This is a genomic window from Nocardia tenerifensis NBRC 101015, assembly GCF_000308715.1.
GTDB classification, from domain to species: domain Bacteria; phylum Actinomycetota; class Actinomycetes; order Mycobacteriales; family Mycobacteriaceae; genus Nocardia; species Nocardia tenerifensis.
In genome coordinates this window covers 1-24,824 of sequence record NZ_BAGH01000233.1, presented here as the reverse complement: position 1 = coordinate 24,824, position 24,824 = coordinate 1, and the positions used below count along the sequence as shown (strand labels likewise).

Below are 24,824 nucleotides of genomic sequence, written 5' to 3'. Positions count from 1 at the left end.
CGGCCAATACCTTTGTGCACCACGCGCTCGTCGACTACGTGGTCCGGGTGATCGCGGCGACCCGCAAGCCGGCCGACTTCGGCATGCAGGACGTGGCGGGCTGGATCGCCTATGGCGCCTCGCCGCGCGCCAGCCTCGGCATCATCGCCGCGGCCCGCGCCGTCGCGCTGATCCGCGGGCGCGACTACGTGGTGCCCCAGGACGTCGTCGAGGTGATCCCGGACGTGCTGCGGCATCGTCTCGTGCTGTCCTACGACGCGCTGGCCGACGAGATCAGCCCGGAGGACGTGATCAAGCGGGTGTTGCAGACCGTCGGCATGCCGCAGGTCGCGCCGCAGGCCGTCGCGCCGGGTTCCGGTGCGCCGCAACAGGTCTCGCAGCCGAGCGGCCCGCAGGGCGCGGCACCGCAGCCCCAGCAGCAGCCTGTTCCGCAGGCCGCGCCGCAGCCGCCGAACGGGCAGCAGTCCCAGCCCGCCGGCAACGTTCAGAACAAGTGACCGCGGCGCCGGAACCGATCTCCCGCGTGACGACGTCTCCGCACGCCCCGCCGTCGTTCCACGCGGGCGAGCTCACCGACCCTCGGCTGTCCGCGGCGCTCAAGACGCTCGAGCTCACGGTGCGCCGCAGGCTCGACGGCGTGCTGCACGGCGACCACCTCGGCCTCATTCCCGGCCCGGGTTCGGAGCCGGGCGAGGCGCGCACCTATCAGCCGGGTGACGATGTGCGGCAGATGGATTGGTCGGTCACCGCCCGCACCACCCATCCGCACGTGCGGCAGACCATCGCCGACCGGGAGCTGGAGACCTGGATGGTCGTCGACCTCTCGGCCAGCCTGGACTTCGGCACTGCGCTGTGTCAGAAGCGCGATCTCGCCATCGCCGCCGCGGCCGCCATCACGCACCTCACCAGCGGCGGCGGCAACCGGATCGGCGCCGTCGTCGCGACCGGCGAGCAGCTGGTCCGGGTGCCCGCGCGCAGCGGGCGGGTGCACGCCCAGTCGCTGCTGCGCAGCATCGCGACCACCCCGCACGCCCGCGACGGGGTGCGCGGCGATCTGCGCGGCGGCATCGAGTCGCTGCGCCGCCCGCAGCGCAAACGCGGTCTCGCGGTGATCATCAGCGACTTCCTCGGCGACATCGATTGGCAGCGCTCGCTGCGCGCCATCTCGGCCCGGCACGACCTGCTCGCGGTCGAGGTGCTCGACCCGCGCGACCTGTCGCTGCCCGACATCGGCGACGTCGTGCTGCACGATCCCGAGACCGGGCGCACCCGCGAGTTCACCGTGACGCCCACGCTGCGCGCGGATTTCGCGGCCGCCGCCCAGCGCCACCGCGACCAGGTCGAGCAGGCCCTGCGCAGTTGCGGCGCGCCCGTGCTCACCCTGCGCACCGACCGGGACTGGATCGCCGACGTGGTCCGGTTCGTGTCCACCCGGCGCCACAGCTTCGGCGCCCCGACCGGGCGGGTGCCACGCCAGTGAGTATTTCGCATTTCACCGCGCAGATCTGGCTCGGTTTCCTGGCCGTCGTCGCGCTGATCGCCCTCGGCTACATCCTGGTCCAGCGCAGCAGGCACAAGCACATGCTGCGGTTCAGCAATATGGAGCTGCTGGAGAAGGTCGCGCCCGCGCGGCCGAGTCCGCTGCGGCACGTGCCGGTCGCGCTCATGCTCGTCGGCCTGGTGTTCCTCACCGTCGCGGCCGCCGGGCCCACCGCGGTGAAGAAGGTGCCGCGCAATCGCGCGACAGTCGTTCTGGTGATGGACGTTTCGCTGTCCATGGAGGCCACCGACGTGCCGCCGAGCCGGCTGCAGGTGGCGCAGAAGGCGGGCAAGGAGTTCGTCGACGGGCTCACCCCCGGCATCAACCTCGGCTTCGTCACCTTCGCGGGCACGGCCTCGGTGATGGTCTCGCCCACCACCAACCGCGAGGCCGTCAAGGCCGCCATCGACAACATCAAGCTGGCCGAGCGCACCGCGACCGGTGAGGGCATCTTCACCGCGCTCAACTCCATCGACACCCTCGCCAGTGTGCTCGGCGGCGCGGAGACGCCGCCGCCCGCGCGCATCGTGCTGATGTCCGACGGCAAGCAGACCGTGCCCGACGACAAGGACGTGGACAATCCGCGCCACGGCTTCACCGCCGCGAGACTGGCCAAGAACAAGAACATTCCGGTGTCGACGATCTCGTTCGGCACCGAGTGGGGCTCGGTGGAGATCCCCGACCAGGACGGACAGGGCTCGCAGCGGGTGAAGGTCCCCGTCGACAACGACTCGCTGCGCGAGATCGCCAAGCTCTCCGGCGGCGACTTCTACACCGCGTCGAGCCTGGCCGAATTGACCGCCGTCTACGACACTTTGGAGCAGCAGATCGGCTACGAGATGACCAGGGGCGATGCGAGCAGACCGTGGCTGTTGCTCGGCATGCTGCTGGTCGCCGCCGGTGTCGTGACCGGTTTGCTTTATCGTCAACGCCTGCCGTAACGCCACCCGCTTGTGGCATTCCACCAACTGGTGGAGCCAGGGCGGGGCGTCCGAACCTCACCAGATAGGTTGATCGTCATGTCGAACATCACATCCCGGTCTGTCCTCGTCACCGGCGGCAATCGCGGCATCGGTCTCGCCGTCGCGCAGCGGCTGGTCGCCGACGGTCACAAGGTGGCCGTCACGCATCGGGGCTCGGGGGTGCCGGACGGGTTGCTCGGCGTGAAATGCGATGTGACCGACGGTGCCTCGGTCGACGCCGCGTTCACCGAGATCGAGGAGAAGCAGGGTCCGGTGGAGGTGCTCGTCGCGAACGCGGGCATCACCGACGACACGCTGTTGATGCGGATGACCGAGGAGCAGTTCACCAAGGTCATCGACGCGAACCTGACCGGCGCGTTCCGCTGCGCCAAGCGGGCCAACCGGGCGATGCTGCGGGCGCGGTGGGGGCGGATGATCTTCCTCGGGTCGGTGGTCGGGCTCGCGGGGCAAGCCGGACAGATCAACTACGCCGCCTCCAAGGCCGGTGTGATCGGCTTGGCGCGCTCGGTCACCCGCGAACTCGGCTCGCGCTCGATCACCGCGAACGTGGTGGCACCGGGCTTCATCGAGACCGACATGACCGCTGACCTGCCGGACGATCTGCGCGATATGGCCAAGAAGTTCATCCCGCTCCAGCGTCTCGGCCAGCCCGAAGATGTCGCCGCGGTGGTCAGCTTCCTGGCCTCCGAGGATTCGCGCTACGTTTCCGGCGCTGTGATTCCGGTCGACGGCGGCATGGGCATGGGCCACTGACCTGACGCACCCCGTGGCCGCCGAAAAAGCGGTCGCCGCAAGACAATCCACACACGACTCCAGGAGAACCGAAAACTTATGGGCGGACTGCTCGAGGGTAAGACCATTCTGGTCACCGGCATCATCACCGACTCGTCGATCGCCTTCCACGCGGCCGCCGTCGCGCAGGAGCAGGGCGCGAAGGTGATCATCACCGGTATTCCGGAGCGGCTGCGGCTGATCGACCGGATCGCCAAGCGGCTGCCGCAGGAGGTTCCCCCGGCCATCGGGCTCGACGTCACCAATGAGGACAACCTCGCCGAGCTCGCGGACAAGCTGCGCGAGCTGGCGCCCGAGGGCGTCGACGGCGTGCTGCACTCCATCGCGTTCGCGCCGCGCACCCTGATGGGTCCGGAGGCGCGTCCGTTCCTCGACGGGCCGGGCCCGGACGCGGCCAAGGCGTTCGAGATCTCCGCGTGGAGTTACGCGTCGCTGGCCCGCGCGGTGCTGCCGGTGATGAACGAGCGCGGCTCGATCGTCGGCATGGACTTCGACCCGCGCACGGCCATGCCGTACTACAACTGGATGGGCGTCGCGAAGGCCGCGCTCGAGTCGGTCAACCGGTATGTGGCGCGAGAGGTGGGCGCCGCCAAGAAGATTCGCTCGAACCTGATCGCCGCGGGCCCGATCAAGACGCTGGCCGCCAAGGCCATCGCGGGCACCGCGACCGACGACGCCGCCAAGCTCAACCAGCTCAACGAGTATTGGGACGGCGCGTCGCCGATCGGCTGGGACGTCGATGACCCGACGGTGGTCGCGAAGTCGATCGTCGCGCTGCTGTCGGACTGGCTGCCCGGCACCACCGCCTCGATCGTCTACGTCGACGGCGGAGCGAGCCACAACACGTGGTTCCCCGAGGGCATGTCGATCAACTGAGGAGGCACACCGTGGTTCGGGCTGTCGACGCGCTTCTGCTGCTGTCCTTCGGCGGCCCGGAACGCCCCGAGGACGTGATGCCGTTCCTGGAGAACGTCACTCGAGGCAGGGGGGTGCCGCGCGCGCGTCTCGAGGAGGTCGCGCAGCACTACCTGCACTTCGGCGGCGTCTCGCCGATCAACGCGCTCAACCGGGACATCATCGCCGCGGTCGAGGCCGAATTGGCAAGGGCCGGAATAGATCTCCCGGTGTACTTCGGCAACCGGAACTGGACTCCGATGGTGGAGGACACCGTCGCGCGGATGGCCGCCGACGGTGTCCGCTCCGCGCTGGTGTTTCCCACCTCGGCGTGGGGCGGCTACTCCGGCTGCCTGCAGTACCACGAGGACATCAGCAGGGCGCGAACGGCTTTCGGCGACGGGGCGCCGGACCTGGTCAAGCTGCGCCAGTACTTCGACCACCCGCTGCTGATCGAGGCCTTCGCCGACGCCATTCGGGCCGCGCGGCAAGAACTTCCGGCCGACAAGCGCGAGGGTGCGCGGCTGGTCTTCACCGCGCACTCCATCCCGGTCAGCGCCGACACCGCTGCGGGGCCGCCCGCCGACGGCGGTCACCTGTACAGCCGTCAGGTCGCCGAGGCTGCTCGATTGGTCGCCGCCGCAACAGGTTTCACCGACTACGACGTCGTCTGGCAGTCGCGCTCGGGGCCGCCGCAGGTGCCCTGGCTCGACCCGGACATCGTCGACCACCTCGACACCTTGGCCGGTAAGCAGGTCGAGGCGGTGATCGTCTGTCCCGTCGGATTCGTGTCCGACCACCTCGAGGTGATCTGGGACCTGGACAACGAGGCCGAGGAGAAGGCCGCCGAACTCGGCATGGCCTTCGCGCGCGCCGCCACCCCCGGCACCGACCCGCGGTTCGCCGAACTGGTCGTGGAGTTGATCGGCGAGCAGCTGAACGACACCGCCGCACGGCGGCTCGGCGAGGTCCCCGGCTACGGCTGCACCCTGAACGGCACGCCGTGCGCGGTGGGTTGCTGCGCGCCGCCGCAGCGCCGGGTCGCGGCCGTGCGGTGACGCGAAAGGCATTGCGATAGCATCGCTTCGCCTTCGGGAAAACCCGAAGCGGGGCGAAAGATGAAATTGGATGACCTATACCGAAATGTTGACCGACACCGGGCTGCTCGATCCGCAGATCTGGTCCGACAGGACCGTGTGGACGGCCGCGCTGGAGACCAGCGAAGCCCGGCGCCGCGGTAGCCATGGGGGGAACAGCGGCGGCTCCTGGGTGGTCGGGTTCGTGTGTCTGGGATTGGTGCTCGTCGGCATCGTGGTGCTCGTCGTGATCTCCCGGAAGAAGAACGGGAATCAGCAGAACACCGGCCAGCAGTATCCGCAGCAGCAGTATCCGGGGCAGCAGCAGTACCCGGGCCAACAGTACGGCGAGCAGCAACAGTTCGCCGGCCAGCAGTATCCAGGCCAGCAACAGTTCGGTGAGCAACAACAGTTCGGCGGGCAGCAGTATCCGGGCCAGCAGCAGTTCGGTGAGCAGCAATACCAAGGTCAGCAACAATTCGCCGGCCAGCAATACCAAGGGCAGCAACAGTACCCGGCCCAGCAGCAGTATCACGCACAGCCGCAACAGCATTCGCCGCAACAGCAGTACCAGGCCCACCAGCAGTACCCCGGCCAGCCCTACCCACAACAGCCCTACACACCCCAACAGCCCTATCCAGTGCAGCAGCAGTACCCGCCGCAGCACTGACCCCGCGAGCGAATCCGCACTCCCTCCCTGGATCCGCCCCCTGCGCGGATCCAGTGGGGGTGCGGATCCCCGCAACAAGTGCGAGGTCGGCCGTACGCACCATCGAGTGGAACCCGCACTCCCTCTCGGGATCCGCACCGGCTATAGGGGCCTAGACGGAGTGCGCATCCCGAGAAAGGGTGCGAGGTTTGGGCTGGTGGGGTGCGCTGAGCATGGTGGCGGATGGCGCTATCCCTAGCGCGCTATCGACGCGCACCGTCGGGTGGAAGCCGCACTGGCTTTTGGGATGCGCACTGGCTTTGGGGGCCTAGACAGGGTGCGGATCCCGAGAGAGGGTGCGCGGGTTGGGCTCGTGGACTGGAGGGTGTGGATTCGGGGGAGGGTGCGGGGCAGAGTGTTGGTTAGGGCGTTAGGGCGGACAGGCGGGTGTAGACGCCTGGGAAGCCTTCTCGGGCGGCGCCTTTGCCCCATGAGGTCAGGCCGACTAGTTGGCCGTCTACGAGTAGTGGTCCGCCGCTGTCGTATTGGGCGGTGTCGGCGGCGGTGGATCCCGCGCACAGCATGACCCTCGGGTCGAAGGCGTCGCCGTAGGCGGCGGCGCAGGTCGAGTCCGGCACGAGCGGGACGGTGGCGGTGCGGAGGTGGGTGTTGGATTCGTCGGTCTCCGAGGTGGCGCCCCAGCCGAGGATGGTGCCGGTATCGGATTGGGGGGCAGCGACTTTCAGGAACGGGCCGGGTTGGGGTGCGTCGAGGGTGAGCACGGCGAGGTCGCTGTGGTGGACGGTCTCGCCCTCGAAGTCGGTGTCGTGAAAATCGGGGTGAACGCGAATGCCCTTGACGCCCACCGTGATTCCGCTGGACGAGCGAAGATCGCTGCGGCCGAAGGTGACGGTGAGCGCGCGCGGGGCGAACCGCGCCAGGTCGACGCAGTGCGCCGCCGTGAGCACCTGATCGGGTGCGATGAGCGCGCCCCCGCAGAACTGCCCGGAAGGCCTGGTGAAGTACAGCGGACTACCGACGGCGGCAAGCCACGGATACGCACCCGCCTCCACCTCCGACCCACCCACGATCGCCGACGCGGGCCCGGCGGGCAGGCCGACCGCGATGAGCGCGGCGGCGAGGACGCCGGCACTTCGACGCAAGGAGCGCACGGCCGGACTCATGGCGTGCGCGCCGCGGCGTGGATGGCTACCAGGCGGGCGGCGCGGATCGCGTCCCAGAGGGGGCGGAGCAGGGACTCCTGGGTGCCGATTGCGCTGGCGGAGGTCGGTGAGGCGGCCGGTTCTCGTTGGGCCACGGTGAGAATGGCGGCGACGTGGTCGGCGGTGTCGAGAATCTTCCTGGCGCGCAAGGGAATCGAGTCGGGGTAGTCGTGCCGGGAGTAGTCGGCGAGCTCGGCCTCGATGAGTTCGCGCGGGTCGGAGTCGGCCGAGCCGATCGAGGTGGTGTGCAGCTGCATGAGTGCGTCGGCGGCGTCGCGGACCGCCTCGCGCATCGCGTACTCGGCCTCGCCGAGCGACATGTCCTGGCCGGGCGCCTGCGGTATCGGGGTGCTGTAGATCGACCACTGGAGTGTGTCGTCGTCGGTCCACTGCGGGATCAGGCCGGTGCCCTCCGCGCCGGGCACGCCGATCAGCAGCCCCTCCTGGGCCTCGATCGCGTCGGCGGCGAAGGCGGTGCCGGTGGGCAGGCCGCGCACGTCGCCCGGCACCGGAAGCACCAGCCGCAGCTGGGCGCCGGGCTGGGCCATGTTCTCGCGAATCACCTTGAGCAGCGCCATCATTCCGGTGCCGGGCAGGTTGCCGCGGGAGGACCACGGCAGGTCGGTGCGGCCACCGGTGACGGGGTCGCCCGCCGCGATGGTGTGCTGGGGCGCCCACGCGTGCAGGGCCTCCAATACGTCGTCGGGCGCGCTACAGCCGGCCAGCCATGAGCCGGCCCACACCGTCAGCGTGGCACTAGGAGAGCACATAATTATCGAGCATAAAGGGTGACGGAATTTCGCGGGCTCTCCCGGAAAGGGCATTCGGCGCGCGGTGGTCCGAGCCGCCCCGCCGGACCTGCTACTCCGGCTCGGTGACGAAGTCGATGAGGCGCTCGACCGCCCCGATGAGCGGCGCCTCCAGATCGCGGAACGACTCGACCGCGCCGTAGACGCGGCGCCACCCGTCCTGCGGCGTGCCCCAGCCCAGTCGAGCGCAGACGCCGGTCTTCCAGTCCTCGCCGCGCGGCACGTCCGGCCACGCGGCGATCCCGACGGTCGCCGGGCGCACCGCCTGCCAGACGTCGATGAACGGATGCCCGGTCACCAGCACGTTCGGGCCGAGGCCGGTGGTGAGCTGAGTCTCCTTGGACCCGCTGACCAGATGGTCGACGAGCACCCCGACCCGGCGGCCGGGCCCGGGCGCGAACTCGGTGAGCCGCTCGGCGAGGTTGTCCAGCCCCTCGAGATGCTCGACCACGACGCCCTCGACGCGCAGATCGTGTCCCCACACCCGCTCGACGAGCGCGGCGTCGTGCACGCCCTCCACCCAGATCCGGCTGGCCTTGGCGACGCGGGCGCGCAAACCCTCCACCCGGGTCGAACCGGACGCCGAGCGCGTCGGCTGCTTCGGCGCGGCGGCCGTCGGACGGATCAGCGTCACCGGCTCGCCGTCGATGAGGAAGGCGGCCTCGCGCATCGCGAACAGCCGCACGGCGCCGCGCGCGTCCTCGAGTTTCACGAACTCGCCGTCGTAGCTGCGGTCGAAACCCACGACGGCGCCGCAGAATCCGCTGGCCGCGTCCTCGACCACGAGGTCGCGCTCGGCCGTGACCCGCGGTACCGCGCGCTTTTTCGCGCGCGCGTGTCCGGAGAAGATGTCGCCGCCATAGCTGTTGTGCCCGCTCACCCGCCTGAAGCTAGCACCGCCGCTGGAGATTTCGAGACAGCGGCTCGGCGCGCATTCGTGATTCACCCGAGATCTGAAGCCGTGTCAGTGCGGCCCCTGATCACCCCCTGCGCACTAGAGTGGATGCGTGGCCGCAATAGTTTGGCTGGTCGCGGGCCTTCTGCTCGCGGCGGCCGAGATGCTCACCGGGGATCTGACGCTGCTCATGCTCGGTGTCGCGGCCCTGGGCACCGCGGGCGTGAGCGCGGTGGCGGACACGACGCTGGTGGTGGACGCCGTCGTCTTCGGCGTGTTGACGCTCGTGCTGTTCCTCGGCGTGCGGCCGCTGCTGCGGCGGCGCTTCGGCACGCCGCCGCCGATCCCGACGAATGTCGCTGCGCTGGAAGGCAAGTCGGCGCTGGTGCTGGAGCAGGTCGCCGCGCACGCCGGCCGGGTGAAGCTGGACGGCGAGGTCTGGACCGCGCGGCCGATGGACGAGTCCGAGGTGTACGAACCGGGTACGAAGGTGTATGTCATGAGGATCGAAGGCGCGACCGCCGTCGTCTGGAAGGGGCCGTAATGGCTGTACTGATCGTTGCCGCCGTGCTCGTGCTCTTGATCGTGGTGGTGGTGTTCAAATCGATCGCGCTGGTGCCGCAGGCCGAGGCCGCGGTGATCGAGCGGCTCGGCCGGTATTCGCGCACGGTGTCCGGGCAGCTGACGTTCCTCGTCCCGTTCGCCGACCGCATCCGCGCCAAGGTGGATCTGCGCGAGCGGGTGGTGTCGTTCCCGCCGCAGCCGGTGATCACCGAGGACAACCTCACCCTGCACATCGACACCGTGGTGTATTTCCAGGTCACCAGCCCGCAGGCGGCCGTGTACGAGATCAGCAACTACATCGCCGCCGTCGAGCAGCTCACCGTCACCACGCTGCGCAACGTGGTCGGCGGCATGACCCTCGAGCAGACGCTGACCTCGCGTGATCAGATCAACGGCCAGCTGCGCGGCGTGCTGGACGAGGCCACCGGGCGCTGGGGTCTGCGGGTGGCGCGCGTCGAGCTGAAGAGCATCGATCCGCCTGCCTCCATCCAGGAGTCGATGGAGAAGCAGATGAAGGCCGACCGCGAGAAGCGGGCCATGATCCTCACCGCGGAGGGCACCCGCGAATCGCAGATCAAGATGGCCGAGGGCGCCAAGCAGGCGCAGGTGCTCTCCGCCGAGGGCGCCAAGCAGTCGGCGATCCTCGAGGCCGAGGGCGAACGGCAGAGCCGCATCCTGCGCGCGCAGGGTGAGCGGGCCGCCTCCTACCTGCAGGCGCAGGGCCAGGCCAAGGCCATCGAGAAGGTCTTCGCCGCGATCAAGAACGGCAAGCCGACGCCGGAACTGCTTGCCTACCAATACATGCAGACGCTGCCGATGGTCGCGCGCGGCGACGCGAACAAGGTGTGGCTGGTGCCGAGCGACTTCGGCAAGGCCCTGGAGGGCTTCGCCACGAGCTTCGGCAGCAAGGGCGAGGACGGCATCTTCCGCTACGAGCCGCCCGCCTCCGACGGCGAGCCGACCCGGGTGGAGGACGACTCCGACGACGTCGCGGAGTGGTTCGACACCGCGTCCGACCCGACCATCGAGCGCGCGGTGCGCGCGGCGGAGGAGACGGCGCGCAAGCCCGTCGAGGGCCTGATGACCGCGGCGACGCCCGGCGCGGTGACACCCGGTGCGCCGCAGCAGGCCGTGCCGCATCAGCCCTCGCCGCATCAGCCGGTGATGCCCGCGCGGGAGGAGGCGTTCCCGCCGCCGGAGGATTCGCCACAGCAGCAGCTGCCGCAGCAACAGCCGCCGCAGCAGCAGCCGCCGGCCTACCGGCCCGACGACCCGCACGGTCGGCCGTGGCAGCCGCCGGAGAGTTTCTCGAAGTAGGCGACTGCGCGCGGTAGTCGGTCAGGGGGGGTCATGCGAACCAGGCGGGAAGTACTGGGGATGGCGCTGGTCGCGCCGCTCGCGGCCGCCTGCGCACCCGATCTGTTGCTCGGCAATCCCGGTGCGGTTCGTATCGGCGTGTCGTGGAGCGGTTCGGAGTTGGCGGCGTTCCGCACGGTGCTGGCCCGGCTCGGCTACGACCGCCCGGTCGACGTCGTCCCGCTCGGCGACGACATCGAGACGGCGTTCACCGCCGGTGGCCGGTCCGCGCCCGACATCGTCATGCTGCCGCGGGCGGGCCGGGTGCGGCCGCTGGCCGAGCAGCGCAAGTTGCGGCCGGTCGGCGAGGGGTTGTGGTCCGACGAGCTCGGCCCGCGCTACCCGGACGTCTGGCGACAGTTGTTGCAGCACAACGGGAAACCGTACGGCGTGCCGTTCAAGGCGGCCGACAAGTCGCTGGTCTGGTACAACCGTCAGCTCGTCGCGGAGTACGGCCTCGGCGACCCGGCGGGCTGGACCCTCGCGGACTGGCTCGACCGCATGGAGGTGCTCGCCGAGACGCCGGTGCGGCTGCTCGCGCTCGGCGCGGCGGACGGCTGGGTGCTCACCGACGTGTTCGAGAACGCGCTGCTCGCCGAGTCGCCGCGGATCTACGACGAGGTGGCCGTCGCCCGCGACAACCGGGTCTGGGAGAGCCCCGCGGTGCGGGCCGCGTTCGATCACCTCGGGTCGCTGTGGGGGCATCGGCACGCGTTTCCCGGCGGTATCGCAGGCGCATTGACGAAGCAGTTCCCGGACGCGGTGCGCGAGGTGTTCGAGCACCGGCGCGCGGTGATGGTCGTGGAGGCGGACTTCGCCGAGCCGATCGTGCGCGCCGCGGTGCGCCGGTCGGGGCGGCGCGTGGAGGACGTGGTGGGGGTGGCGGCGTTTCCCGCCGTGGCGGCCGGGCTGGACGCGCCGCGGATCGTCGGCGGGGACGTCATGGTGGTCACCGAGTCCGCGAACGACCGCGCCATGGAGTTGGTCGCGTTGCTGGCCGCGCCGTCGGCGCCGCTGCCGTGGATCGAGGAGGACGGCGGCTTCATCGCGCCGAATCTCCGGACGAGCGCACGGTATTCGCCGTTTCTCGAACCGTCGGCCCGTTCGCTCGGGCGACGCACCGCCTTCGATCTGTCGGATCGGATCGGCGCGGTCGGCGGACGAAACGGGTTGTGGCGCATACTGACCGACTTCCTGGTCACCGTCGGGGACGGGAAGACGGAGCGACTCGAGGCGGCGACCGATCGCGCCATCGCGGCGCTCGGCGCGGTGGATCAGGGGCGGCGATGACGGGAACGCGTGGGTGATGACCGGTCTGCCTGAGTACAAGCCCCACAACCTGCGGATCGAGCTCGCGACCCGCCGGATGCGGGGGCCGCTGATCGCGGGCAGCCATCCGCGACGGTGGGTCGGCTGGGCGGCCGGGCTGCCCGCCACCGTGCTGACGGTCTCGCTGCTGGTGGTGCCGATGGTGTGGTCGGTGGTGCTGGCGGTGCGCGCGCGGCCACTGGTGGTGGGCTCGTGCCTGCTGGTCGCGGTGGGTGCGGTCGGGGCTACTCAGCTCGTCCGGCATCGGACGGGATTTCGGTTGGTGTTCTTGCCGATTCCGAGCGGGCTCGTCGTCGCGGGGTTGTGGATGCTCAGGTCCGCGCTCGGGTGGGACGGCAGCTGGGCGTATGTGCGCACCTTGCTGTGGGTGCTGTTCGGGACGGTTCTCTTGGCGCTGGCCCTCGGGATCGCTTGGTGGGGAAGGGATTCGCGGTGGTCGTGGTGGCCGCTGATCGTGCCGTTCGGGATCTCGGCGCTGGTGTCCGGGGTCGCCTTCCGGCTGATCTTCCAGTATCTGGCGGATCGGTTCGGCATCGAAAGCATTGCGGCGTACCGGGTTTGGTTCATGGCGATGCTGGGGTCGGCGTTCCTGTGGACCTGGCTCGGGTTCGTCACCGGGCTGTTCCGGGCCGCCATCCGCGCCATCGAGACCGATCCGGCCCGCTCCGGCGAGCTGACGCGCGGGGGAAGGCCGCTGCCGGTGCGGCTCTACGTCGCGCTGCGGCCCGTGCTGCTGATCGTCGGGCTCGCCGTGGGCGTCGCCGCGGCCAGGGTCTTCGACGTGGTGCTGATCGGGGTGCCCGGTTCGATGCAGTACCAGGTCGACAGCGCGACCGTGCACTGGTGGCGGCTGGCCACCGACTCCGATATCGAAGCGGGGGTCGCGACGGCCTACGGACTGCCGCTCGCGGTTCTGGTCGGCTATCTCGGCTGGCTGTTGCAGCACGATGTGCGCAGGCATCGGACCAGTTGGTCGTCGCCCAGGGCGCGGGCGCCCGAGGTGGCGTGGCAGCCCGCGAAACCGTTGCGGGCCGCGGCGGTGCTGACGGTGTCGGCGTTGGCGCTGGTGCCGATCGTCGCGCTGATCGTGGCCACGCTGCGGGATCGAGACGGCTGGGGTTTCGGGGCTTTCACGCGCATGTGGCGCGACCCGGCCCTGCTGCGCTCGCTGGAGACGACCGCGTGGGTGGCGGCGCTGGCGACGCTCGTCGTGGTGGCCGCCGCGGTGCCGGTCGCGTATCGCCTTGCGGCACTTCGCTCCGACCGTCCGGCCGCGGCCATCGCGGTGGTCGCTCTCGTCGTGCTGTCCGTGCTGCCGGTGCAGAGCTACCTCGGGCCGGTGGACACCTTCATCGAAACCTACGGACTCTCCGGAACGCGAATCCCGTTGATTGTGCTGCACGCGGCGGCCGGCCTGCCGATCGCCATCCTTGTCCTGCGCGGCGCCCTGCTGGCCCCGCCGGGCAGCCCCGCCGCCGACGCCCTGCACGGGCTGGCCGGTCCGGGGACGATCGCCCGGCGCGTGCTGAGCACGGCGGGACCAGCGCTCGGCGCGGTCGCGGTGCTCGAATTCATCCAGGTCTGGAACGATTTCGTGATCGGGCTGCTGATCAGCGGCGCGGGCGCGACGCCGTGGTCGCTGCTGCTCTGGGGCGAGGCGCGCCAATTCGGCGAGAACTCGGCGCAATTGGCGGCGGGGGCGCTCATGTCGGCGATCCTGCCCGTCGCGTTGTTGCTTGCCACCTGGCGGCGATGGTTGGTGCCCGGTCTCACCGGTGGGGCGCTGCGATGAGCGGTGACGAGCCGAACACGCCGAGATCCTCTGTGTGGCAGGGGTTTCTGGGTACCGCGTCGGTAGTGGCCTATGCGCTGCTGTTCGAGTTGGCGCGGAATCTGGTGCTGAACTCGTTCGGGGAGAGTGCGGCCGTGAAGGTGGCGGCGGGGACGCTGCGGTGGCTGTCGGTGCTCGTCGTCGCGGTGGCGGCCGTGTATGTGGGGTATCGGTTCTTGCAGCGGTATCGCGAGAAGGCGCGTACGGCACGAGAACTCGCGATGATCGCGGATTTGATCGAGCCCGGGCCTCGGGTGGATGTCGCGCCCGTGCCGCGGCCGGATCGGACCACGGACGAGCGGTGGAACGATCCGCTCGTCGCGGTGTTGCGGGACCTGCCCGTGAATGATTTCGAGACGGCCGCGTTGCTTGCTGTGTTGGCCGCCATTCTCGAGACGGAGGCTCGCCTGTCGGAGGCGCCGGAAGAGCGGCAGTTCACGGCTCCGACGGTGCTCGCCCGGCTGGTCGAGAGGGGAGTCGTCGTTTGCCTTGGGGTGCAACGCTATTGCCTGAGCAAAGAGCCTGGGCAGCCCACCAAGGAAGAAGTGCTCGCGGGACCGCAGTGGCGGGCCGCATTGACCGCGCTCGTGCGGTTCTACGCGGATCGGGCCACACGGTGGGTGTTCGCGCTGGATTCGGTGCGGTTCGCGGCCGGAGCGCGACGGTGGTTCGACGCCGAGGAACCTGTTCTGCGCGAGCTCGTTTCGCAATGCGCGTTGCTCGGTGCGGCGGTACCGGTGAACCTGGTGCCGGAACTGGTGCGCATCGGGGACGCGTTGGACGGGTGGTACGCCCGAATGGGCAAGCGGGAGCACCATCGCCGGGTGGCCGCGAAGCTGAGCCGGGTATCCGGGCTGGAAAACCTTGTGGCGCAAAGAGATCTGGTTCGCATGCGGGCGAATCTGCTGCGCGAGAGGCCGAGGCGCTACCGGCCACGGAACCTGTCCACCAGCCTGGCGGCGCGTTGGGAGCATCGCGCGGCGCTGCGCCTGCTGGAGCGGCGGAGACCGCTCGGGCGCGGACGGCGTGGCGTCGATCTGGCCGAGGTGGCGGCCGGGTTGGAGGCGGCGTGGTGGGCACTGCCACGGGAAGATGTGGCTGGTGAGGTGTGCGCGCTGATCAATCTGGCCGTCGTGCACCTGCGGCAGGGCAGGCTCGATGCCGCCCAGGACCGCCTAGAACTGGCCGCATCGCTCACCCGCACCGGCCGCGACCCCGACGGTCGCGCGCACATCCGGGAGACCATGGGCGTCGTGTGGTGGGCGCGCGGCGAGTTTCACCGCGCTTTGCGCTCCTGGCAGCAGGCCCTGACCGGCTACCGCGCACTCGCCGACGACCCCGGCACCGCCCGCTGCTTGCAACATCTCGGCTCCGCCATGATCGTCGCCCCCGAATACGGCGCCACCCTCCTCGCCGCCGATTCGACGCCGACCCCCGAGCAAGTTCAGCGTCAGGCCACCGGCTGGCTCGCCGAAGCCCACCGCCTCCACCGCCTGCATCGCCTGCACCGCCCGGACGCCGAGTGCCACGCGCAACACTATGTCGCCCAAGCTCGTTCGACGGGTCTTGTCCCGCTCGACCACATCGACCAGTGGCCTCTTCCGCTTCCCGACCCAGCTATCCGCTGACAGCCTGCCGCCTGCTTCTGGTGTGCACCCGGAGCACACCCCGGAGTCGGCCGTGCGGCGGAGGGCGGATGCGTCGCGGCGGTGCGAACTACTTGCGACCGACATGATCGCTGGCAGCAGACGCCCTCGTCGCCACACCCTTCGACACCGGTGACGGGGCGAGCCCCGGGTTGGCGGTGTGACGGAGGGCGGGGGTGGGGTGGCGGTGGCAGACTGCGGGGTATGACGACTACCGAATGGGACGATGTGGATGGCTACATCGTGGAGACGCTCGTGCAGGACGCGGACACGGACGCGGCGCTGAGGGCGAACGCGGCGGCGAACCTGCCGGCGATCGATGTCTCGCCGCCACAGGGAAAGTTTCTGTATCTCCTCGCGCGGACGGCGCGGGCGCGGCGGGTGCTGGAGATCGGCACGCTGGGCGGGTACAGCACGATCTGGCTGGCGCGCGCGGTCGGTGAGAAGGGGAAGGTGGTCACCCTCGAGTTCGAGCCCCGGCACGCCGAGGTGGCGCGCAAGAACCTCGACAACGCCGGTGTCGGCGAGCGCGTCGACATCCGCGTCGGCCCCGCCCTGGACACCCTGCCGCAACTCACCGACGACGACCCCTTCGACCTCGTCTTCATCGATGCCGACAAGGTCAACAACTCCAACTACATCCAGTGGGCCCTGCGCCTGACCCGCCCCGGTTCGACCATCATCGTCGACAACATCGTCCGCAAGGGTGGCCTCGCCGACGCCACCTCCCAGGACGAGATGATCCGCGCCAGCCGCGCCGCCGTCGAACTACTGGCCGCCGAGCCGACCCTCGACGCCACGGTCGTCCAGACGGTAGGCACCAAGGGCTGGGACGGTTTCGCATACGCGGTGGTGAACGGCGAGCCGACGGACTGAAATCACGAGATCGCGGACGGCGCGGCGTGAATTCCCACCGAGCACGCGGCGTCGCCCGCACCCGGGCCTGTGGCGCAGTTCGCGATCGAGCACAGCGCCGCTGCGATCAATCACTCTGCGTACCAACAGGTTCAGTCTGTCGTCACCCGCCATGCGCCTCGTTTCGAGATCTCGAGGACGAGGGCGGCGATGTTCCAGGCGTCGTCTTCGCCGCGGTGGTGGCGGCCTTCGAGGGGGAGGCCGGCGATGTGTAGCGCGCCGGCCATTCCTTGACGGCGGCGAAGGTCGTACGCCTCGGCGAAGAGTTGTTTGGCGTTGGTGTGGCGGTGGTTGAAGGGGTAAGGGGTGGTGGTCGCGGTGCATTGGGATCGGAACTGTTTGCGGTCGTAGTCGCCCCAGCTGGCCCATGGGCGTATTCCGGCCTCGTGTTCCGTGGCCAGCAGTCGGCAGGCTTCGGTGAAGGAGAGGCCCGTGTCGACCTCGTCCTGCGTCAGGCCGGTGAGCTGGGTGCAGAATTCGCTGACGGTGGAGCGGGCGGGGCGGACCAGGATGCGGTGCTTGCCGCGTCGTTCGCCCGCGGCCAAATCGACCACGGTCACGCCGATTTCGATGATCTCGCTCACCGCGCCAGGCGGTGTCGCGCCGTCCCAGCAGGTCGCCTCGACGTCGACGACGTTGAGCAGCCCCGTATGTCCTCCCATGCCGTCGAGCGTAGGGACCATCTCCGGGGTGCTCAATTGATTTGAATCCCGCTGGCCGGGACTGGCTTTCCGCGAACCTGTCCGAGCCGCCCTTTGATTACATAACATCTCGTAACGTAATTGGGCGCCGCCGTCCGGAGCGCGCGCCGGTGAGGAGCGGTCGGTGCGAAGTCACGGGAACAGCAGGCCCAAGGCTCGCGGAAACCCCGGCCGATGAAGGTCGACCTGCGGCTGGACGCGAAGCTCGAGGACACGGCGGCCAGGGCTGCGGAACTGGTCGCGCTCGGGGCCGACGGACTGTTCACCTTCGAGGGCGCCAACGACGTGTTCGTGCCGCTCACGCTGGCCGCCGCCGCGGTGCGGGCGGACCTGATGTCCAACGTGGCCATCGCCCTGCCGCGCAGCCCGCTGCATCTGGCGCACGTCGCCTACGACCTGCAAACGTTGAGCCGCGGGCGTTTCCGCCTCGGCCTCGGCTCACAGATCCGCCCGCACATCGAAAAACGCTATGGCGCACAGTGGTCCGAACCGGCCGCGCGCATGCGCGAGACGGTGCTCGCGATCAAAGCGATCTTCGCCGCGTGGGAGGGCCACGCGCCGTTGCGATTCCAGGGGCGGTTCACCACGCATACCCTGATGCCCAAGGCGTTCGATCCCGGCCCCAACCCATACGGGCCGCCCGAGGTGTGCCTCGGTGCGCTCGGCCCGCGCATGACGCGCGCCGCGGCGGAGGTCGCCGACGGCTTGCTGGTGATGCCGTTCAACAGCGCCAAGCACTTTCGCGACCGCACCATGCCCGCGGTCGCGGCCGGGCTTGCGGCCGCCGAGCGGGAACCGGGCGACCTCCGGATCTACCCGCAGATCATCGTCGGCGTAGGACGCACAAACGCTGAATTGGATGCCGCCGCAACGGGTGTGCGGGCACTGCTGGCGTTCTACGGCTCCACGCCCGCCTACCGGCCGGTGCTCGAGGTCGAGGGCTGGTCCGCGTTGCAGCCGGAGCTGAACGCGCTCAGCAAGCGAGGAGATTACGCCGCGATGACCGCCCTCATCGATGACACGATGCTCGAAACGCTGGCCGTGCACGGCACTCCCGAACAGTGCGCGGCCGCGATCCTGGCGCGTTTCGGCGATTACACCGACCGAGTGTGCTGCTACTTCCCCGGCTATCCGGTGTCCAACACCCATGTGGCAGAGCTGATTCAGGCCTTGCGGGCAGGAACGGCGTGAGCGAGGTCCAAGCGCGGGTCGAGAACGGAGTCGCCGTGCTGACCCTGCATCGACCCGAGCGCCGCAACGCGTTCACCAAGCGCATGGGCGCGGCGCTGGGGGAGTACTACCGCGCCTTCGACGCCGACGACGCCGTGCGCGCCATCGTGCTCACCGGCACCCCACCCGCGTTCTGTGCCGGCGCGGACCTCGGCGGCGCGGCGGACACCTTCGCGGCCCCCGCCGACGCGGACTTCAGCGCGTCCCCGGTGTCGCCGCCCACGTTCGAACTGCGCAAGCCCGTCATCGCCGCGATGAACGGGCACGCGATCGGCATCGGCTTCACCCTCGCCATGCAGGCCGACATCCGGTTGGTCGCCGACGACGCGTCCTACGCGGTGCCGCAGGTGCGCTTCGGCATGGTCCCGGACGCCATGGCGCACTGGACGATTCAGCACCTGGCCGGCGCCGCCGTCGCCGCCGACGTCCTGCTGACCGGCCGCAAACTCGACGGCGCGGAGGTCGTCCGCCTCGGCTTGGCGAGCCGCAGCCTCCCCGCCGCCGAGGTTCTCCCCGCGGCGATGACGATGGCGCACGACATCGCCACCTACGTCGCCCCCATGTCGGCGGCCCTGTGCAAGAAACTCCTGTGGGACACCGCCCGCCACGGCTACGGCCCCGAGCAGGTGGCCGCACTCGAGACCGAACTCCACCACCGAGTGATGGGCACACCCGACGCCGCAGAAGGCGTCCGCGCCTACCTCGCCCATCGTGAACCACAGTGGTCGGCACGATTATCCGAGCAGTGGCAACACGGCGGCTCAACGCAGTAGGTTGCCACCCAGACTATTCGGTCCCGCAGCAGCATACTGTTCGACCACGCGTGGCGACCCGACCGGACAGAAGGGGCGAGGTCGAGCGCCGCCGGTGAGCACCATGCGCGTGCCGAGCCGCAACCGTTCCTCGATTCGTGAAGGGCCCAAGGATTCCCCCGTCAGGGAATCAACACAACCTTGCCGGTCGTCCCTCGGCTTTCTAACGCCCGGTGCGCCAGCGCCGCGTCCGCGAGCGGAAACCGTTGCACAGCAGGGCGTAGCCGTCCGGCGGCCGCTTCCTCCATCGCGCGGTCCTCCAGGGTGCGCAGCTCGCCGCCCGCGCGCTGAAGCATCGGCGGGCCGAGGACGAACTCGGAGGTGATGCCGCGCGCGGCCAGCTCTTCCTGCGGGAGAGCCGGGGCGCCAGCGTCTTTCGGGCTCTGGCCGGACGCGCCGTACACCAGGTGCTGCCCGCCCTTGCCGAGCAGGTCGAGGGCGGAGCGCGCCGTCTCGCCGCCGACGGAGTCGAACAGGACGCTCGCGCGCCGATCCGCGAGGAAAGCTCGGACCTTTTCGGGCCAGTCGGCGAGCAGGTAGTCGACGGCGAGGTCCGCACCGTTGCGTTGCACGAGTTCGACTTTGGCCGGCCCGCCGGCGAGGCCGATCACGGTCGCTCCGGCGTTCTTCGCGTATTGCACCAGGAGCGTGCCGATTCCGCCCGCCGCGGCCGTCACGAGGGCGACGCTGTCGGGGCCGAGCTCGGTGAACTGCAGGATGCCCATGGTGGTCCGGCCCGTGCCGATCATCGCCACCGCCTCGGCGGGATCGAGATTCGCCGGAATCTCGTGCAGCCGAGCGGCTTCCGTCACGGCGAGTTCCGCGTAGCCGCCCGGCACTGCGCCCAGGTGCGCGACGACCCGCTTGCCGAGCCAGCTCGGATCGACCTCGGCCCCCACCGCGTCGACCGTTCCGGCGACCTCCCGGCCGGGCACGGTAGGCAATTCGGGCACGAGGTAAGGCCCCGGCAGCCCCTTGCGCAATGCGGTGTCGACGAGGTGAACCCCGGCCGCCGCCACGGTGATTCGCACTTGGTCGGCTGCGGGGGCCGGATCGGGCAAGGTCTCGTAGCGCAGATTCTCCGCGGGGCCGAAGGCGTGAAGACGGATCGCGTGCACGGGGTCGCTCCTGTTCGTTGTGGTCGCCGACCACCGTGCAACATCAACTAAGGTTTATGTCAAGTCGGCCCGCTGCCGCGCCCTGATCTCGAAGCCGTCGCACAGCGCGGCGAGCCCGGCGTACAGCAGATCCTCCTGGGAGAGGTCGTTGATCCCGCTGCCCTCCAGGTCGGCCAGCGCCGAGGGCACCGGCAGCTGTGATTTTCCTTTCAGCATGGTGCGCAGCCCGTTGTCGCCCTCGGGGTTCATCCCCTTGCGGGCCATCAGCGCGGCGCTGATGTGCGGCAGGGTCGCGCCGGAGATGTGGTTCCACACGGCGAACGCCATGGTCGTCGCCTCCCGCGTCGACACATCGAGCTCGGCGAAGCCCTCGACCATCCAGGCGAGGCAGGCCAGGCTCTGCGGTCCGAAGCTGTAGCGCGGGGTGGCGAAGGTGAGCAGCACCCACGGATGCTGTTGATAGAGCGCCCAATCGATCTCTGCGGCGATGCGGACCCGGTCGCGCCAGGTCCACTGCTGACCCTCCGCCGACGGATAAGGATTGCGCCGCGCCACCTCGTCGGTCATCGCCTCGAGCAGTTCGTCCTTGTTCGCGACGTGCCGGTACAGCGACATGGCGCCGACGCCCAACCGGTCCGCGATCCGCCGCATGGACAACGCGTCGAGACCCTCTTCGTCGGCGAGCGCTATCGCGGTGTCGATGATGGCGGCTCGGTTGAGCTTGGGCTCAGACATCCCATGACTCACTTTCACTTCCTACGGACTTTGCGTACACTGTACTCCAGTTCGTGCGTACGGCGTACGCGAGAGGGAGAGGATTACTCAGGATGACAGACGTTGAGGCAGTGCGCCCCGCGGAGGCGGCGCCTGCTGTCGGCTCACGCCGGGCCTGGTTCGGCCTCGCGGTCCTGCTGCTGCCGGTGCTGCTGGTGTCGATGGACATCTCGGTGCTGTTTCTGGCCATGCCGACCCTCACCGTCGACCTCGACCCCTCGGCCGCCCAGCAGCTGTGGATCCTCGACATCTACGGCTTCCTGCTCGCCGGCCTGCTCATCACCATGGGCAACCTCGGCGACCGGATCGGGCGGCGCAACATCCTGCTCGCCGGCGCCACGATCTTCGGCATCGCCTCCGTGCTGGCCGCCTTCGCGCCGAGCGCCGTGGTGCTCATCCTCGCGCGGGCGCTGATGGGCGTCGGCGGCGCGACCCTGCTGCCGTCCAGCCTCGCGCTGATCTCCACGCTGTTCCCCAACCCGCGCGAGCGGGCCGCCGCCATCGGCGTGTGGACCGCGTTCTTCGCGGGCGGCTCGGCCGTCGGACCGATCATCGGCGGCGTGCTGCTGCACCAATTCTGGTGGGGCTCGGTGTTTCTCATCAATATCCCGGTGCTGCTGATCCTGCTCGCCTTCGGGCCGCTGCTGCTGCCCGAGCACCGGTCGGGCCTGCGCGGGCCGCTGGACCTGCCGAGCGTCGCGCTGTCCATCGGCGGCATCCTGCCGCTGGTCTACGGGGTCAAGCACGCGGCGGCCGACGGGATCGACGCCGAGGCGATCCTCACCTCGCTGATCGGCGTCGTGGTCCTGATCGTGTTCGTGCGCAGGCAGCGCAAACTCGACGAGCCGCTGCTGGATCTGCGGTTGTTCACCCGCGCCGGGTTCTCCGTGGCCATCGGCTCCAGCCTCGTCGGCATGATGTCGCTGGCCGCGATGAGCTACCTCACCAGTATCTACCTGCAGTCGGTCACCGGGCGCGACCCGCTCGCCTCGGCCGTGCTCGGCGTGCCGATGGCGGTCGCGGTGTTCATCTGCTCGATGAGCGGCGCGCGGGTCGGCCGGCGGTTCGGCACGCGCAACACCTTCGTCTTCGCGCTCACGGCCTCGGCCGTCGGCAACCTCATGCTGCTCGGCGTAGGCGTGCACGGCGGGCTGTGGTGGTATCTGGTCGGGTCCACCGTCGCGGGCGTCGGTTACGGCCTGGCGTTCACCCTGGTGTCGGACGTCGCGGTGTCCTCGGTGCCCGCCGAGCGCGCCGGCTCGGCCGTCGGCATCTCGGAGACCAGCTTCGAGCTCGGCAACTCGCTCGGCTTGGCGTTGCTGGGATCGCTTGCGGCACTGATCTTCCGCTCCGGCGGCGACTACGCCGCGACGCTGGGGGAGACCATCCAGGAGGCGAACGGCGACGCTGGGCTGATCGAGTCGGCGCGCGAATCCTTCGTCGCCGGAATGCATATCGCCACCGCGGTCGGCGCCACGCTGCTCGTCGCCATGGCGATGATCGCTCGATTCGCCTCGCCCCGAGAGGTTTCCGCGAACGTCAGCGGGCACTAGCACGGCGCGCCTCCCACAAACGCGGCGGTGTTCGCGATATAATCAGATGTCATGTTTTCGCATGATTCGGCCGACGCCGAGCACTCGCACGACACCGCCGCGGTGCAGGGCTTCATCCGCCGCTACGACGACGCCATCCAAGCAGCGGATTTCGCCGCCATGCCAAGCTTTTTCGACCCCCAGGTCCTGGTGGTGACGCCGACGTCGAGCCGGTGCCTGTCCCGCGAGGAGTTCGTGGCCGCGGCCGAAGCCCGTGCGCGCCACATGGATTCGGTGCCGAGGGCGGAACTCGTCGAACAGGCGACCACCGAACTCGGCGGCCACTACTGGCTCACCTCGGTCCTGTGGCGGTTGGCCCTCGACGACCGACGCCTCGACCTCTACAGCGACTTCCTGGTCCGGCGCGTCGAGGACGAACTGCGCATCGCCGCCTACCTCGCCCGTCAGGATCTGCCGCGACTGATTCGCGAGGCCGGCGAGCAAGCCTGAGTTACCGCGGGTGAAATTGGCGCGCTGCTAATACAGTCGGAGGCGTGAACGAAACACCCGCGCAGCGCAACGGGCGGCCGATCGCCGAGCGAGTGGCGGCGCGACTGCTGTATCCGACCACCCGGCCGCGCGAGAAATCGGTGCGCGAGGCCGTGGCGGGGAAAGTCGTGCTGATCACCGGGGCGTCACACGGGATCGGGAAGGCCAGTGCGCGCAAGCTCGGGGCGGCGGGCGCGGTCGTGCTGCTCGTCGCCCGCTCCGCCGACGACCTGAACCGGGTCGCGGCCGAGATCGAGGGCGAGGGTGGCACCGCGCACGTCTACCCGGCCGACCTCACCGACATGGACGCGGTCGAGCGGCTCGGGCGGCGGTTGCTCGCCGAGCACGGGCATCTCGATGTGGTGATCAGCAACGCGGGCAAGTCGATTCGGCGTCCGATCAGCGAGTCCTACGATCGCTTCCACGACTTCACCCGCACCATCGACGTCAACTACCTCGGCCCGGTGCGCCTGCTGCTCACCCTGCTGCCGGACATGCGCGAACGCGGACAGGGCCACATCGTCAACATCTCCACCTGGGGAGTGCTTGCCCCGCCCGCCCCGCGGTGGGCCGCCTACGGCGCGTCGAAAACCGCGTTCGACGTCTGGCTGCGCAGCGTCGCCGCGGAGGTTTCCGGCGACGGCGTCACCACCACCTCCGTCTACATGCCCTTGGTGCGGACCAGAATGAGTGCGCCCACCGACTTCAGTCGCGTCCCCGGCCTCACCGTCGACGAGGCCGCCGACCTCGTCTGCCACGCCGTCACGGCCAAGCCCCGCGAGATCGCCCCCTGGTGGTCCGCCCCCGTTCAAGCCTGGACCAGTCTTACGCGAAACCAGGTCCAGCGGTTCTTCGAACGCGGTCTGTCCCGGCTGCCCGGAATTCCGGGGTGAATCGGGTGCGGCCATCGGTGAGGGAGCCGCTGCCGGCCCCCTCACCGACGAAGTCTCAGCGCGACACTTCCTGACTGACGCCGCTCGGGCCGTCATAGGTGCGATCGGGAATCCGCTGTAGCTGCGAGATGACATCGTTGTCCGCGCCGTTCGACCGTGCGGCCTGGACCAGACCGTCGCGATCGCAGGGATAGTCGACGCCGTGCAGGTACTTCTGCAGTTCGATCGGATTGACCATGGTGCGCTCCTTTCGACAGACAAACAGGCATCGGACCGTCACGCACTACCCGACGCTCCGGGCGCGAAACCTGCCCGGCCACCTCATGTGCACTGTTCGCCGGCAACGAATTTCGCTCTACCAGCCGAATCTGCACCATCTCCGGGGATCTGCACTGCTCTGGACTGCTGCAAGGAGGCGGACTCTGCGGAAGGGCGCGGTTGTGCCGGGCCGGTCCCGTTCCCGCCGAGGGCGCGGTGCGCGGCACGGGTGCACCGAGGCTTCGATGGGTCGGAACACCAGGACACACCGCCGTGACACGCCGGGCATAGGATGCCCCGGTGGGTGAGATCGGGTCGATGAGTCTGGCGACGCTGCTCGCGTTGGCGGATTCGCGGTTGCCGATCGGGGGGGCATGTGCACTCCGGTGGGGTGGAGGAGGCGATCGCGTCCGGCCTCGTCCGCGATGTCGCGACGGTCGAGCTGTACCTGCGCC

General features: G+C 69.6%; 25 protein-coding genes and 1 pseudogene. 19 read left to right on the top strand and 7 right to left on the bottom strand.

Features of this window, described 5'->3' with window-relative positions:
- From ON39_RS18905 to ON39_RS46000, 7 genes are all read left to right on the top strand, one after another.
- A partial coding sequence (locus ON39_RS18905; protein ID WP_040736134.1) for an AAA family ATPase occupies positions 1-497 on the top strand: 497 nt, incomplete at its 5' end.
- A gap of 26 nt (positions 498-523) precedes the next feature.
- Positions 524-1,480: a DUF58 domain-containing protein gene (locus tag ON39_RS18900; protein WP_083894541.1), complete on the top strand. Its 957-nt coding sequence runs from the start codon at positions 524-526 to the stop codon at positions 1,478-1,480.
- Complete coding sequence (locus tag ON39_RS18895) at positions 1,477-2,481, top strand: VWA domain-containing protein (RefSeq protein ID WP_040736109.1); 1,005 nt, start codon at positions 1,477-1,479, stop codon at positions 2,479-2,481. Before ON39_RS18900 ends, ON39_RS18895 begins: the two co-directional genes overlap by 4 nt.
- A gap of 78 nt (positions 2,482-2,559) precedes the next feature.
- Positions 2,560-3,276: a 3-oxoacyl-ACP reductase FabG1 gene (gene fabG1, locus ON39_RS18890; protein ID WP_040736126.1), complete on the top strand. Its 717-nt coding sequence runs from the start codon at positions 2,560-2,562 to the stop codon at positions 3,274-3,276.
- Between the two features lie 78 nt (positions 3,277-3,354).
- Positions 3,355-4,191, top strand: a complete 837-nt coding sequence (gene inhA / locus ON39_RS18885) for an NADH-dependent enoyl-ACP reductase InhA (RefSeq protein WP_040736108.1) — start codon at positions 3,355-3,357, stop codon at positions 4,189-4,191.
- Between the two features lie 11 nt (positions 4,192-4,202).
- Entirely contained in the window at positions 4,203-5,267 is a 1,065-nt protein-coding gene (locus tag ON39_RS18880; RefSeq protein WP_083894540.1) for a ferrochelatase, read from the top strand.
- A gap of 70 nt (positions 5,268-5,337) precedes the next feature.
- The gene (locus ON39_RS46000; protein ID WP_051186795.1) at positions 5,338-5,955 is read left to right on the top strand and encodes a hypothetical protein; all 618 of its coding nucleotides are present in this window, start codon (positions 5,338-5,340) and stop codon (positions 5,953-5,955) included.
- 401 nt (positions 5,956-6,356) lie between these two features.
- Here ON39_RS46000 and ON39_RS18870 read toward each other — a convergent pair whose 3' ends face one another.
- The 3 genes from ON39_RS18870 to ON39_RS18860 all read right to left on the bottom strand — a co-directional run bounded on the left by ON39_RS18870 (position 6,357) and on the right by ON39_RS18860 (position 8,846).
- Entirely contained in the window at positions 6,357-7,106 is a 750-nt protein-coding gene (locus ON39_RS18870) for a S1 family peptidase (protein WP_246003100.1), read from the bottom strand.
- An 8-nt stretch (positions 7,107-7,114) separates the two neighbouring features.
- Positions 7,115-7,927, bottom strand: a complete 813-nt coding sequence (locus ON39_RS18865) for an Rv1486c family protein (protein ID WP_040736106.1) — start codon at positions 7,925-7,927, stop codon at positions 7,115-7,117.
- A gap of 91 nt (positions 7,928-8,018) precedes the next feature.
- The gene (locus tag ON39_RS18860; protein WP_040736105.1) at positions 8,019-8,846 is read right to left on the bottom strand and encodes a DUF3097 domain-containing protein; all 828 of its coding nucleotides are present in this window, start codon (positions 8,844-8,846) and stop codon (positions 8,019-8,021) included.
- A gap of 127 nt (positions 8,847-8,973) precedes the next feature.
- Between ON39_RS18860 and ON39_RS18855 the strand changes: the two genes are divergently transcribed.
- The 6 genes from ON39_RS18855 (at position 8,974) to ON39_RS18830 (ending at position 16,463) form a co-directional block, all read left to right on the top strand.
- On the top strand, positions 8,974-9,405 hold the full coding sequence (locus tag ON39_RS18855) for an NfeD family protein (RefSeq protein ID WP_040736098.1): 432 nt from the start codon (positions 8,974-8,976) through the stop codon (positions 9,403-9,405).
- On the top strand, positions 9,405-10,742 hold the full coding sequence (locus ON39_RS18850; RefSeq protein ID WP_040736093.1) for an SPFH domain-containing protein: 1,338 nt from the start codon (positions 9,405-9,407) through the stop codon (positions 10,740-10,742). The genes ON39_RS18855 and ON39_RS18850 overlap by 1 nt, the downstream gene beginning before the upstream one ends.
- Positions 10,743-10,775: 33 nt before the next feature.
- Positions 10,776-12,071, top strand: coding sequence for an ABC transporter substrate-binding protein (locus tag ON39_RS18845; protein ID WP_246003101.1), 1,296 nt, complete (start codon positions 10,776-10,778; stop codon positions 12,069-12,071).
- 16 nt (positions 12,072-12,087) lie between these two features.
- Positions 12,088-13,902 (top strand): hypothetical protein, encoded by a 1,815-nt coding sequence (locus ON39_RS18840; RefSeq protein ID WP_040736079.1) that lies wholly within the window; start codon positions 12,088-12,090, stop codon positions 13,900-13,902.
- Positions 13,903-13,967: 65 nt separating this feature from the next.
- Complete coding sequence (locus ON39_RS18835; protein WP_040736077.1) at positions 13,968-15,569, top strand: tetratricopeptide repeat protein; 1,602 nt, start codon at positions 13,968-13,970, stop codon at positions 15,567-15,569.
- Positions 15,570-15,791: 222 nt separating this feature from the next.
- On the top strand, positions 15,792-16,463 hold the full coding sequence (locus ON39_RS18830) for an O-methyltransferase (RefSeq protein WP_040736070.1): 672 nt from the start codon (positions 15,792-15,794) through the stop codon (positions 16,461-16,463).
- A 131-nt stretch (positions 16,464-16,594) separates the two neighbouring features.
- Here the strand turns inward: ON39_RS18830 and ON39_RS18825 are convergent, their stop codons facing one another.
- Positions 16,595-17,164 carry a 3'-5' exonuclease gene (locus ON39_RS18825; RefSeq protein ID WP_040736063.1) on the bottom strand — a complete coding sequence of 190 codons (570 nt, stop codon included), beginning with the start codon at positions 17,162-17,164 and terminating at the stop codon, positions 16,595-16,597.
- A gap of 213 nt (positions 17,165-17,377) precedes the next feature.
- On the opposite strand from ON39_RS18825, the gene ON39_RS18820 reads away from it, so the two are divergent.
- Both ON39_RS18820 and ON39_RS18815 read left to right on the top strand, forming a co-directional pair.
- A complete protein-coding gene (locus tag ON39_RS18820; RefSeq protein ID WP_040736057.1) occupies positions 17,378-18,394 on the top strand; it encodes a TIGR03617 family F420-dependent LLM class oxidoreductase in 1,017 nt (338 codons plus the stop codon).
- Positions 18,391-19,206, top strand: a complete 816-nt coding sequence (locus ON39_RS18815) for an enoyl-CoA hydratase/isomerase family protein (protein WP_040736052.1) — start codon at positions 18,391-18,393, stop codon at positions 19,204-19,206. Before ON39_RS18820 ends, ON39_RS18815 begins: the two co-directional genes overlap by 4 nt.
- A 161-nt stretch (positions 19,207-19,367) precedes the next feature.
- Here ON39_RS18815 and ON39_RS18810 read toward each other — a convergent pair whose 3' ends face one another.
- Complete coding sequence (locus ON39_RS18810; protein WP_040736047.1) at positions 19,368-20,363, bottom strand: zinc-binding dehydrogenase; 996 nt, start codon at positions 20,361-20,363, stop codon at positions 19,368-19,370.
- Positions 20,364-20,417: 54 nt separating this feature from the next.
- Complete coding sequence (locus ON39_RS18805; protein WP_040736042.1) at positions 20,418-21,098, bottom strand: TetR/AcrR family transcriptional regulator; 681 nt, start codon at positions 21,096-21,098, stop codon at positions 20,418-20,420.
- Between the two features lie 92 nt (positions 21,099-21,190).
- Between ON39_RS18805 and ON39_RS18800 the strand changes: the two genes are divergently transcribed.
- Genes ON39_RS18800 through ON39_RS18790 form a run of 3 tightly spaced genes read left to right on the top strand, consistent with a single transcriptional unit; the run spans position 21,191 to position 24,111 of the window.
- Positions 21,191-22,690, top strand: coding sequence for an MFS transporter (locus ON39_RS18800; protein ID WP_051186794.1), 1,500 nt, complete (start codon positions 21,191-21,193; stop codon positions 22,688-22,690).
- 51 nt (positions 22,691-22,741) lie between these two features.
- The gene (locus ON39_RS18795) at positions 22,742-23,179 is read left to right on the top strand and encodes a DUF4440 domain-containing protein (protein ID WP_040736039.1); all 438 of its coding nucleotides are present in this window, start codon (positions 22,742-22,744) and stop codon (positions 23,177-23,179) included.
- A 44-nt stretch (positions 23,180-23,223) separates the two neighbouring features.
- Positions 23,224-24,111 (top strand): SDR family NAD(P)-dependent oxidoreductase, encoded by an 888-nt coding sequence (locus ON39_RS18790; RefSeq protein ID WP_306307548.1) that lies wholly within the window; start codon positions 23,224-23,226, stop codon positions 24,109-24,111.
- A gap of 55 nt (positions 24,112-24,166) precedes the next feature.
- Here ON39_RS18790 and ON39_RS18785 read toward each other — a convergent pair whose 3' ends face one another.
- On the bottom strand, positions 24,167-24,349 hold the full coding sequence (locus ON39_RS18785; protein WP_040736036.1) for a DUF2795 domain-containing protein: 183 nt from the start codon (positions 24,347-24,349) through the stop codon (positions 24,167-24,169).
- Between the two features lie 338 nt (positions 24,350-24,687).
- On the opposite strand from ON39_RS18785, the pseudogene ON39_RS50680 reads away from it, so the two are divergent.
- Positions 24,688-24,824, top strand: a pseudogene (locus tag ON39_RS50680) (urease accessory protein UreF); the annotation flags it as partial.